Origin of the sequence: Pseudomonas sp. NPDC087614 (assembly GCF_044743485.1) — a bacterium.
Classification (GTDB): Bacteria; Pseudomonadota; Gammaproteobacteria; order Pseudomonadales; family Pseudomonadaceae; genus Aquipseudomonas; species Aquipseudomonas baetica_A.
In genome coordinates this window covers 1-9,473 of record NZ_JBIUWN010000035.1, presented here as the reverse complement: position 1 = coordinate 9,473, position 9,473 = coordinate 1, and the positions used below count along the sequence as shown (strand labels likewise).

7 protein-coding genes and 2 pseudogenes are annotated in these 9,473 nt (G+C 61.1%); 1 reads left to right on the top strand and 8 read right to left on the bottom strand.

Translation table 11 applies throughout. The features are described 5' to 3' along the window. The 8 genes and pseudogenes from ACIOWA_RS14855 to ACIOWA_RS14820 all read right to left on the bottom strand — a co-directional run. A pseudogene (locus ACIOWA_RS14855) lies at positions 1 to 97 on the bottom strand (hypothetical protein); the annotation flags it as partial. Positions 98 to 253: 156 nt separating this feature from the next. Then, a pseudogene (locus tag ACIOWA_RS14850) lies at positions 254 to 1,304 on the bottom strand (diguanylate cyclase domain-containing protein). 48 nt (positions 1,305 to 1,352) lie between these two features. Continuing rightward, positions 1,353 to 2,363 (bottom strand): chemotaxis response regulator protein-glutamate methylesterase, encoded by a 1,011-nt coding sequence (locus ACIOWA_RS14845; protein WP_339430510.1) that lies wholly within the window; start codon positions 2,361 to 2,363, stop codon positions 1,353 to 1,355. Continuing rightward, the gene (locus tag ACIOWA_RS14840; protein ID WP_401160456.1) at positions 2,360 to 4,648 is read right to left on the bottom strand and encodes a hybrid sensor histidine kinase/response regulator; all 2,289 of its coding nucleotides are present in this window, start codon (positions 4,646 to 4,648) and stop codon (positions 2,360 to 2,362) included. The genes ACIOWA_RS14845 and ACIOWA_RS14840 overlap by 4 nt, the downstream gene beginning before the upstream one ends. Then, positions 4,645 to 5,328 (bottom strand): chemotaxis protein CheW, encoded by a 684-nt coding sequence (locus tag ACIOWA_RS14835; RefSeq protein ID WP_339464318.1) that lies wholly within the window; start codon positions 5,326 to 5,328, stop codon positions 4,645 to 4,647. The genes ACIOWA_RS14840 and ACIOWA_RS14835 overlap by 4 nt, the downstream gene beginning before the upstream one ends. Beyond that, positions 5,325 to 6,599 (bottom strand): CheR family methyltransferase, encoded by a 1,275-nt coding sequence (locus tag ACIOWA_RS14830; RefSeq protein ID WP_401160454.1) that lies wholly within the window; start codon positions 6,597 to 6,599, stop codon positions 5,325 to 5,327. Before ACIOWA_RS14830 ends, ACIOWA_RS14835 begins: the two co-directional genes overlap by 4 nt. After that, complete coding sequence (locus ACIOWA_RS14825; RefSeq protein WP_221733981.1) at positions 6,596 to 7,132, bottom strand: chemotaxis protein CheW; 537 nt, start codon at positions 7,130 to 7,132, stop codon at positions 6,596 to 6,598. Before ACIOWA_RS14825 ends, ACIOWA_RS14830 begins: the two co-directional genes overlap by 4 nt. Further along, on the bottom strand, positions 7,132 to 8,754 hold the full coding sequence (locus ACIOWA_RS14820; RefSeq protein WP_401160452.1) for a methyl-accepting chemotaxis protein: 1,623 nt from the start codon (positions 8,752 to 8,754) through the stop codon (positions 7,132 to 7,134). The genes ACIOWA_RS14825 and ACIOWA_RS14820 overlap by 1 nt, the downstream gene beginning before the upstream one ends. A 522-nt stretch (positions 8,755 to 9,276) precedes the next feature. Between ACIOWA_RS14820 and tssD the strand changes: the two genes are divergently transcribed. Further along, positions 9,277 to 9,473, top strand: a 197-nt coding sequence (tssD, locus tag ACIOWA_RS14815) for a type VI secretion system tube protein TssD (RefSeq protein WP_339494476.1), incomplete at its 3' end; no start/stop codon positions are given.

Sequence of the window (9,473 nt, the reverse complement as noted above, 5' to 3'; positions counted from 1 at the left end):
ATCCTGAACACCATCAAGGACCTGTCCGAGCGCTCCGAATAGTTTCGGAGCGCTCGGACAGGTCCTTGATGGTGTTCAGGATCGGGTTGATTTCCATGACGGGCAGCACTCGTTGGCGAACTTTTGAAAGCCGGCGAGTATAACGTAATCACGCTGTCACGGCAGCCCGTCTGGCGGCTGTTGGGGCGACGTATTGCAAATGCAGGAGCGGGCTTGCTCGCGAATGCGGTGGGTCAGCCAACCCTACTGCTGGCTATGCCGTCGCCTTCGCGAGCAAGCCCGCTCCCACAGGGGACAGTGGACTACTCAATGCCGACCTGATTGCGCCCATTGTTCTTGGCCAGGTACAAACCGCGATCCGCCGCCGAAATCAGCAACCGGCAATCGCTACCCGACTCAGGCACCATCGTCGCCAAACCGATACTGATGGTCAGGCTCGCGCCTTCGCTCGGTGCAATATGTGGAATTTTCAGCGCGGCCACGGTCTGGCGCAGCTTCTCCGCCATCAGTCGCGCGCCGCCCGGCGAGGTGTTCGGCAGCACCAAGACAAATTCCTCCCCCCCGTAACGCGCCGGCAGGTCCGACGGCCGGGCGCTGGCGTCGCGGATCGCCGTGGCAACCTTGCGCAGCGCCTCATCGCCTTCGACATGACCAAACGTGTCGTTATAGGACTTGAAGTAATCGACGTCGATCATCAGCAACGACAGTTGGCTCTGATCACGCAGGGAACGTCGCCATTCCAGTTCCAGATACTCATCGAAGTGTCGACGGTTGGACAGCCCGGTCAGGCCATCGGAGTTCATCAGGCGTTGCAGCACCAGGTTGGTGTCGAGCAACTGCTGCTGGCTGACCCGCAGCGCACGGTACGCCGCGTCCCGTTGCAGCAAGGTCATGTAGGAACGCGAGTGATAACGGATGCGCGCGACCAATTCGATGGTGTCCGGCAGTTTCACCAGATAGTCGTTGGCGCCGGCCGAAAACGCCGCGCTTTTGATCAGCGGGTCTTCCTTGGTCGACAGAACGATGATCGGAATGTCCTTGGTCGCCGGGTGATTACGGTATTCGCGCACCAGGCTCAGACCATCGAGGCCTGGCATGACCAGGTCCTGCAGGATCACTGTTGGTTTGATCCGCACCGCTTGTGCGATGGCTTGATGCGGGTCAGAGCAGAAGTGGAAGTCGATGTTTTCTTCATTCGACAGCCCACGACGCACGGCCTCGCCGATCATCGCCTGATCGTCCACCAACAACACCATGGCGGCGTTTTCGTCGGTTTTGATGTCATCGATCTGTAAGTCATTCATGGGCGGTCACCTGAGTACGGCGGGGGCCAGGATTGCGGAAAGATCTGTTCATTTGGGGAAAATCTCCAGCAATCGTGGCGCTATCTTTTCCAGTGAGCGGATTTCAACGGCTGCATCAATGGCCGCAGCGGCCTTGGGCATGCCATAGACCGCACTGCTTTGCTGATCCTGCGCGATGGTCAAGTAACCTTGTTGGCGCATGAGCTTAAGCCCTTGAGCCCCATCACGTCCCATCCCGGTCAATAAAACCCCGACTGCATCACCATTCCAGTAACTGGCGACGCTCTCGAAAAACACGTCGATCGAGGGTCGGTAAATCTCGTTGACCGGCTCGGCGGTGTAGGCCAGCGTGCCGTTCTTCAATAATCGAATATGGTGATTGGTGCCGGCCAGCAGCACCACGCCGGCTTGCGGTGGCTCGCCTTCGCGGGCCAGGCGCACATCCAGACCACTGGCGCTGGCCAGCCACTCGGCCATGCCGGCGGCGAACACCTGGTCAACGTGCTGCACCAGCACGATGGCCGCCGAAAAATCACGCGGCAAGCCCTTGAGTAGCACTTCCAGCGCCGCCGGCCCGCCCGCCGACGAACCGATTGCTACCAGTCGCTGGCACGACGCCGTGCTGCGCTGGGGAGTCGGCACGGGGCGCGAGCGAGGGGTTTTCTCACCGATCAGCCAGCCGATATTGAGGATCTTGCGCAGCAATGGCGCCGCTGCTTCCTGTGCATTGCCGGCGCCGAGGGCCGGGGTGTCGACCACGTCCAGCGCGCCGTGGCCCATGGCTTCGAAGACCCGGTGCACGTTCTGTTGCCGGTCAACCGTGACGATGACAATGGCGCACGGGCTCTCGGCCATGATCCGTCGGGTGGCTTCGACGCCGTCCATCACCGGCATGATCAGATCCATCAGAATCAGATCCGGGGTATTTTCGGCGCACAGGCGCACCGCCTCGGCGCCGTTGTACGCGACCCAGACCACCTGATGCGCCGGTTCGAAGGCCAGCGCCCGGCGCAGGGCCTCCACCGCCAGCGGCATATCATTGACGATAGCAATCTTCATGCCCGCGCTCCTCCGATGAGCTCGACCACTGCGTCGAGCAGGGCGTCGTCATGAAAACTGGCTTTGGCTAAATAATAGTCGGCGCCGGCATCCAGTCCACGGCGCCGGTCTTCTTCGCGATCCTTGTACGACACGACCATCACCGGCAGCGATTGCAGCCGGTTATCGCGGCGCAACAGCGTGACCAGTTCGATGCCGTCCATGCGCGGCATGTCGATGTCGGTGATCAGCAAATCGAAGTCCTCCGAACGCAACGCGTTCCAACCGTCCATGCCGTCCACCGCCACAGCGACGTCGTAGCCACGGTTGAGCAGCAGTTTGCGCTGTAGCTCGCGTACCGTCAGCGAGTCGTCGACCACCAGCACTCGTTTGCGCGCCGCCTCCACGGCTTGATTGCCGTGGCGGGCGATGCGCTCGAGGCGCCCGGTATTGAGCAGTTTGTCCACCGAACGCAGCATGTCTTCGACGTCGACAATCAGCACCACTGAGCCGTCATCGAGCAAGGCGCCGGCGGAAATGTCCTGCACTTTGCCCAGACGCTCGTCCAGTGGCAATACCACCAACGTGCGCTCGCCAATGAAGCGCTCGACCGCCACTCCATAGATCGCATCGCGCTCGCGGATCACCACGACTTTCAGGGCCTCACCGCTGCTCTGACTGGCCGGGCGCTGCAACAACTGGCTGGCAGCCACCAGCCCGACATGCCGGCCCTCGTGCCAGAAATGCTGGCGACCTTCGACCTGCACGATGTCTTCGGGGGCCAGATCGCACATGCGCTCGATGTGGGCCAGCGGAAAGGCGTAGGCCTCTTCGCCGACTTCCACCACCAGACTGCGCACCACTGACAAGGTCAACGGCACTTCAAGATGGAAGCGACTGCCCTCGCCCGCCGTTTGCTCCAGCACCACGGCCCCGCGCAACTGGCGAACCATGTGCTGAACGGCATCAAGGCCGACGCCACGGCCAGACACTTCAGTGACCGTATCGCGCAGGCTGAAACCTGGCAGGAACAGGAAGGTCAGCAGCTCCTCTTCGCTCAACTGCGCCGCTGTTTCGGCGGGGGACAACTGGCGCTCGACAATGCTGCGCCGAACCTTTTCCAGATCGACGCCGTTACCGTCATCGCTCAATTCCAGCACCAGCAATCCCGCTTGATGCGAGGCGCGCAGGCGGATCAAGCCTTCTTCCGGTTTGCCCTTGAGCAGCCGTTGTTCCGGGGTTTCGATGCCGTGATCGACCGCATTGCGCAGCAAATGCGTCAGCGGTGCTTCGAGTTTTTCCAGGACATCGCGATCGACCTGGGTTTTCTCGCCTTCGATCTCCAGTCGCACCTGCTTGCCGAGAGTGCGGCCCAGATCACGCACCATGCGCACCTGACCGCTGAGCACGTCTGCGAAGGGCCGCATGCGGCAGGCCAATGCAGTGTCGTAGAGCACTTGCGCGCGCTGGCTGGCCTGCCAGGCGAATTCATCGAGTTCGGCATTTTTCTCGATCAGCATTTGCTGGGATTCGGCGAGCAAACGCCTCGCATCTTCCAACGCTTCCAGAGCTTCAAGGCTCAGCGCATGTTCCTTGAGGTGGACGTTGAGGTTTTCCAATGCGCGCAGACCGTTGTTCTGCATGCGCTTGAGGCGCTGCATGGTCGCCAGATGCGGCTTGAGTCGCTGGGTTTCCACCAGCGATTTACTCGACAGATCGAGCAGGCTGTTCAGACGTTCGGCGGTGACGCGCAACACGCGTTCGCCACCTTCGGTGGTGCGTTTGCTCTTGTTCGGTGGCGGCTCTGGCGACTCAACAGAAGCTTCTATAGCAGGCACCGGCGTCGGCTGAACCGCTGGCGACGCTTCAAGCTGCAACTCGGCCATCAGCGGCGCAGCGACCGATGCTGGCGGGGCTGACGGATCGAGCAGGCGCGCCATCAGCGCGACGTAAGCTTCAATGTCTGCCGGTTGCGGCGCGCTGGCCGGCACGGCGACGCGCATCAGCAAATCGGTGCCCTGCAACAACGCGTCGATGTGCTCCGGGCGCAGCAACAACCGCCCTTCCTGCGCACTGACCAGACAATCCTCCATCACATGCGCAACGCTGACGCCGCTGTCGATACCGACGATCCGCGCCGCGCCTTTGAGCGAGTGCGCCGCGCGCATGCACGATTCCAGTTGATCGGCCTGGGTCGGGTTGCGCTCCAGTGCCAAAAGCCCCGCGCTCAGGACTTGGGTCTGGGCCTCAGCTTCAAGGCTGAACAGCTCCAGCAATGAGGCGTCGCGCATTTGCTCGGGGGTCATGTGAGGCTCCGGGTCACGGCGGACAGCAGCTGTTCTTCATCCAGCCAACGCAGGCTGCGCCCCCGAAATGGCAGAACACCCCGGGTGTACTTGGCACTGGCCTGAGCGCCGGATCGCGATGCGGCATCGAGAATGCGCTCGTCAATCGCATGGATGCCATCAACTTCATCCACCGGCACCACCACCGGTCCACCATGGGCAGCGATGATCAGCATGCGCGGCATGACTCGCCCGCCATTGGCCGGTGCAACATTGCCATCCAGATCCAGCAGCTCAACCAGCGACAGACACGCCACCAGCGCGCCGCGCACATTGGCCACGCCAAGCAAGGCCCGCGAGCGTTGATGTGGCAGCGAGTGAATCGCCTGCATCGGCGCCACCTCTACGAGGCTGCGCGTCGCCAGCCCCAGCCATTCTTCGCCAATACGAAACATCAGCAGAGAACGGGTTTTCAAATCGGTTTCGACTGCTGTAGCCACCGGGTCACGCTCGTCCTGCTGCAACGCATAGCGGTCGAGCAGGCGCGTGGCGGCGGCGGAATACACCGAGCAATTGCGGCAATGGATGTGTTCTTCCAGCAGCGCACAGGACTTGTCGCCGTGAATGCCGATGCGGTTCCAGCAATCGTCGATGGCCCGGGCATCTTCATGTGTGACGTTCAAGGTGTCGGACGGGATCATCGTTTGCGCTCACTGTCGGCGGTGCGTGCGCTGCGGGCGGCGCGCTCCTGTAATCGTCTGGCACCGGCGCTGTCACCTTGGGCTTGCAGCAACGCGGCCAGGTGCATCAACGCTTCGGGATGTTGCGGTTCGAGGTACAACGCCTTGCGGTAAAAACCCTGGGCTTCAAGGGCACTGCCTGCGACATCGCTGAGCAGGCCGAGCCAGTAGAAGGCTTGCGCCACCGGTTCGTGGCTACGCAAATACTGCTCGCACGCGGCACGGGCCTCGGCGCTTTTGCCTTCGTTGGCCAGGGCGGCAATGTGGGCGAGCAACGTCGCAGCATCCGGGTTGGCGCTTTTGCAGGTAATCGGCAGTGCCGTCACGGCGGTAAACGGCCGGTTGCGCACGGACGGTGTGGGTGGCGTGGTGCGCAGCGGCTGACTGACGGGCAACGGAATGGGCTTGGGGATCGGCAACGGTTCCGGCGCCGGCTCACTGTGGCGGCTGAACGCAAACGACTGGGGAATACCGATCGAACGCATGCCTAACCGTCCAAGCAGACTGCCCTCCGCCGGGCCGATAAAGAGCACGCCATCGACATGAGTCAGGCGCTTGAGTACTTCGAAGACTTGCTTCTGGGTCGGCTGATCGAAGTAGATCAGCAGGTTGCGGCAGAACACGAAATCGAAGGCGGGCTCACTGGCCAACAGCGTCGGATCGAGCACATTGCCGACCTGCAAACGCACTTGCTCGCGCACGTTTTCGTTGACCCGATGGCCGTCCTGCTCAGGCGTGAAATGCCGCTCGCGGTAGTCCAGATCCTGGCCACGAAACGAGTTCTTGCCATACAACGCGCGCCGCGCCTTTTCCACCGAGATCGGGCTGACGTCCATGCCATCGACCTTGAACTGATGCGGCCTGAGCCCGGCGTCAATCAAGGCCATGGCAATCGAATAAGGCTCTTCGCCGGTGGAACACGGCAGACTGAGGATGCGCAGCGCGCGCATGTTGTTCAGTTCGCCAAGACGATTGCGCGCCAGTTTACCGAGGGTGGCGAACGACTCCGGGTAACGGAAAAACCAGGTTTCGGGGACGATCACCGCTTCGATCAGCGCCTGCTGTTCATCGCGCGAACCTTGCAGCAGTTGCCAATATTCTTCGGCGTTCGCCGCTTGTGAAAGCGTGGTGCGCTGACGGACGGCTCGCTCGATGATCGCCGGCCCCACAGAGGTGACATCAAGGCCGATGCGTTCTTTGAGGAAGTCGAAAAAGCGCTGGTCGCTGCTCATGACTGCGCCTCAAGCTGCATCGGGTCCAGCGGCGGATTGGGGAACAGCAAGGCGCGCACGCCATCATCGAGCAAGTCACTGACCCGCACCCATTGCACCAGCCCCTGCGCATCTTCGCGCACCGGGCCGAGGTACGGCGCCTCGCGATTGTCGAGGCCGTAGGGTTGAAAATCCTCTGGATAACAGCGCAGCGTGTCTGTCGCCTGCTCGAGAATCAGCCCAAGCCATTGCGCCGGCTGCGACGCGTCCCGGCGATAGTGGACCAACACCAACCGCGTACTGGTGCGTGCCTCGGCGGGTTGACCAAAAGTCAGCGCGCTGAGATCAATCACTGGCACCACCGCGCCGCGATACGCGAACACCCCGGCGACCCACTGTGGCGCCCGGGCAATCGGTTTCAACGGCAAGCGCGGCAGCACTTCCGCCACTTCGGTGGCACGCAAGGCGTACCGCTCATTGCCAATGCGAAACAGCAGGAATAACGCCTGCTTCGCCACGGGTGCGGCACTGCGTTTGGCGCTGATTTCGCTCATCAGACTTTGAATCGCGAAACGCCGCTGCGCAGCCCGACGGCCACCTGGCTCAGTTCATCGATGGCGAAACTGGCCTGACGCAGCGATTCGACGGTCTGGCTGCTGGCATCGCCCAACTGCACCAGCGCGTGATTGATCTGCTCGGCGCCCGTGGCCTGGGCCTGCATGCCTTCGTTGACCATCAACACCCGCGGCGCCAGCGCCTGCACTTGATGGATGATCTGCGACAGTTGCTCGCCGACTTGCTGCACCTCGGACATGCCACGACGCACTTCTTCGGAGAACTTGTCCATGCCCATCACGCCCGCCGACACCGCCGACTGGATCTCACGGACCATTTGTTCAATGTCGTAAGTGGCGACCGCCGTCTGATCCGCCAGACGCCGCACTTCAGTGGCAACCACGGCAAAACCACGGCCGTATTCACCGGCCTTCTCGGCTTCGATCGCCGCGTTCAGCGACAGCAGGTTGGTCTGGTCGGCGACCTTGACGATGGTCACCACCACCTGATTGATGTTGCCGGCCTTCTCGTTGAGGATCGCCAGTTTGGCGTTGACCAGATCGGCTGCGCCCATCACCGAATGCATGGTGTCTTCCATGCGCGCCAAGCCCTGCTGGCCGGAGCCGGCGAGCACCGAGGCCTGATCGGCGGCGGTGGACACTTCGGTCATGGTGCGTACCAGATCGCGGGACGTCGCCGCAATTTCCCGCGAGGTCGCGCCAATTTCGGTGGTGGTGGCGGCGGTTTCGGTGGCGGTGGCTTGCTGTTGCTTGGAAGTGGCGGCGATTTCGGTCACCGAAGTGGTCACCTGCACCGATGAACGCTGCGCTTGCGACACCAGCGAAGTCAGCTCGGCCATCATGTCGTTGAAGCCGGTTTCCACCGCGCCGAACTCGTCTTTGCGGGCAAGGTCCAGGCGGCTGCTCAAGTCGCCGGTACGCATGATTTCGAGGATTTCCACGATGCGGTTCATCGGTGCCATGATCGCCCGCATCAGCAGCAGGCCGCAGGCGCCAGCCGCGAGAATGGCCACCAGCAACGAGATGAACATGCTGATCTTGGCCGCTTCCACTGCGCTGTCAATGTTGTCCATGGCCTGATCGGCCACCGACTTGTTCTCGCGAATGATGTCGTTGAGTTTCATGCGACCAGCCATCCACGCTGGCGTCAGTTGTTCGTTGAACAACTTCGTCGCGTCATCATCGAGATTGCGCTGGTGCAGATCGAGCACCTGAGCCTGAATCTTGTTGTAGTTCAGGATGTCCTGCTTGAACAAGCTGAACTCGGCTTTGTCCTGCTCGGTAGTGATGGTGTTTTGATAGTTGCCCACCTGCTCTTCGAGCCGTGCTTCGAAGGCCTTGAAGTCTGCGGCGTCCTCGGAACTGATTCCCAAGCCTTTTTTAAGGCCCAGCAATTCCTGGGTTTGCAGGTAATTGTCTACCCAGGCACTGCGAATCATCGAGCTGAAATACACACCCGGCACCGCGTCATCACGCACGCTCTGTTCGCCAGCCTCAATCTTCAAAAGCCGTGAATACGAGACGACGACCATCAGCAACATGATGGCGATAATCACCGCAAAGCTCGCCAAAATGCGTTGGCGCAACGTCCAGTTCTTCACAGTGAGTCCTCGTGCCTAAGTCGAAATGCGGGGAGTATAGCCGAGGGCGCTGTTTCATTTATAAGACGCTTTTTCACCCTCACGCCTTGCGCAACGGCTTATCGCAAGGCTTTGGCGTGCGACTGTCTGACAATCCCAAGGCGACGCACCAGTGGCGTAATGGCAAAAATGAATGATGGATTGGCCATTTTTTAGCAACCCCCACCAATAGTGGCCACACGCCATTGTGCGCAACTTCTTGCGCACTCAAATGTGGATAACCGTGTGGACACATCCCTACAGCCCACGTAATCCGTTCTGTACAGACGAGTGCGCAACTTCTTGCGCAGTACTGCGCAAGAAGTTGCGCACTTCAGACCTCAAATCCGCACGAAAAACAGTCAAAAACCCGATCAGGTGCAGCTTAACCCCCGGCTCCCGGGCACTTCGCAAAACCTGGCACGCTACTTGATATGTCTTCGGCACCCACCGGGCGATTTCGCCTCCCGGGCACCTTAAATTTATCCGCAAGGAGAGCACCCCATGGCAACACCCGCGTACATGTCGGTTACCGGCGAAAAACAAGGCCTGATCACTGCCGGCGCCTTCACTGCCGACTCCGTTGGCAACACCTATCAAGAAGGCCACGAAGACCAGGTCATGGTTCAGGCGTTCAGCCACGACGTGATCATCCCGCGTGACCCACAATCCGGTCAGCCAACCGGTCAGCGCGTTCACAA

Excerpts from the sequence above, each read along its gene's own strand:
- ACIOWA_RS14825 (WP_221733981.1), bottom strand. The coding sequence starts at position 7,132 with ATGAGCGAAATCAGCGCCAAACGCAGTGCCGCACCCGTGGCGAAGCAG.
- ACIOWA_RS14840 (WP_401160456.1), bottom strand. The coding sequence starts at position 4,648 with ATGACCCCCGAGCAAATGCGCGACGCCTCATTGCTGGAGCTGTTCAGC.
- ACIOWA_RS14845 (WP_339430510.1), bottom strand. The coding sequence starts at position 2,363 with ATGAAGATTGCTATCGTCAATGATATGCCGCTGGCGGTGGAGGCCCTG.
- ACIOWA_RS14830 (WP_401160454.1), bottom strand. The coding sequence starts at position 6,599 with ATGAGCAGCGACCAGCGCTTTTTCGACTTCCTCAAAGAACGCATCGGC.
- ACIOWA_RS14835 (WP_339464318.1), bottom strand. The coding sequence starts at position 5,328 with ATGATCCCGTCCGACACCTTGAACGTCACACATGAAGATGCCCGGGCC.